The organism is Nonomuraea basaltis, from assembly GCF_005893125.1.
GTDB classification, from domain to species: domain Bacteria; phylum Actinomycetota; class Actinomycetes; order Streptosporangiales; family Streptosporangiaceae; genus Nonomuraea; species Nonomuraea basaltis.
The window spans coordinates 1-1,348 of sequence record NZ_VCJS01000562.1; the positions used below are offsets into that span (position 1 = coordinate 1).

Genomic DNA, 1,348 nt, shown 5'->3' on the forward strand with positions numbered 1-1,348 from the left:
CCGGGATTTACCACACGCTCCGCGACCCGCCCGCCGATCAACGACGCGATCCACTATCAGCCGCCGGCGTCCCCGCTCCGTCCGCGCCGTGTCATGGTTGTGTCACGGTCGCGCTGGCTTCGATCAGATGCATCCGAGAGAACCGCCAGACGACGCCGTCGAAGGCCCGTTCTCAGCTTCTCTCAGTGTCTCCACAGCGCACGTCACCGATCCTTGGCCTGTCGATCCTCTCCGTATCGCCCCGACGGGAAGTACACGTGCGAAGGCAGCTGTTTACACCCGGTTCGGTCCCCCCGAAGTCCTCACCCTGCGCCAGGTGCCCAAACCGGCACCCCGGGACGACGAAGCGCTGATCCGTGTCCGTGCGATGACGGTCACCTCGGCGGAATGCGCCATGCGCCGTGGCGAGCCGTTATGGGGAAGGGTCATTCTCGGATTCCTCCGCCCGCGTGGGAGGATGCGCACGCTGGGTACCGAGCTCGCCGGGGAGGTCGAGGCGGTCGGGGCCAAGGTCACCCGCTTCCGGGCCGGCGATGAGGTCTTCGGTTTCACCGGGTTCCGGCTCGGCGCCAACGCCGAGTACGTGTGCCTGTCGCAGCGGGCTTCGCTCGCTCTCAAGCCGGTGAACCTCGGCTTCGAGGAAGCCGCCGCCGCGGTGGACGGCGCTTCGACCGCGCTGTACTTCCTTCGCAAGGCCGGGATCCGCCACGGCCACAGAGTCCTGGTCTACGGCGCGTCCGGCAGCATCGGCACCTACGCCGTGCAGCTCGCCAAACATTTCGGGGCGCACGTTACGGCGGTGTGCGGTCCCAGGAACGCCGACCTCGTCGTCGAGCTGGGAGCCGACGAGGTGATCGACTACACCAAGGAGGACTACAGCAGGAACGGGGCGGCGTACGACATCGTCTTCGACACGCTGGGCAAGACCTCGTTCTCCCGGGCCAGGACCGCACTCGCGCGCCAGGGCCGCTATGTGCCCACGACCGGGTTGCACAACACCTTGCTGTCTATTGGAACGTCGGTGTCGCGCGGCAGGAGGGTGGTGACAGGGATGTCGGTGGACAAGAACGACGCGCTGGTCTTCCTCAAAGGGCTTATCGAGGCGGAGCAGCTACGGATAGTCATCGACCGGCGCTATTGCTTTGACGAACTCGCCGAGGCTCACCGCTACGTCGAGACCGGGCACAAGCGCGGGAACGTGGTGGTCACCGTCGGGACCTGACCTGCCTACCAGGGCCCCGCCGCAGAGGAGGAGGTCTTCGGGCGTGAGCCTGGCTGAGGTCTGCGGAAGGGGGGCGTGCGCGGCGGCGCGGCGTCCAGCACACTGCCGTTGAGGGGACTTCGGGCG

1 protein-coding gene is annotated in these 1,348 nt (G+C 67.2%); it reads left to right on the top strand.

Translation table 11 applies throughout. The features are described 5' to 3' along the window. Positions 1-127: 127 nt before the first annotated feature. A complete protein-coding gene (locus EJK15_RS69385) occupies positions 128-1,222 on the top strand; it encodes an NAD(P)-dependent alcohol dehydrogenase (protein WP_138720936.1) in 1,095 nt (364 codons plus the stop codon). The last annotated feature ends 126 nt before the right edge of the window (positions 1,223-1,348 follow it).

What these genes read in the sequence shown, in the direction of transcription:
- EJK15_RS69385 (WP_138720936.1), top strand. Translation starts at nt 128, where the DNA reads ATGCATCCGAGAGAACCGCCAGACGACGCCGTCGAAGGCCCGTTCTCA.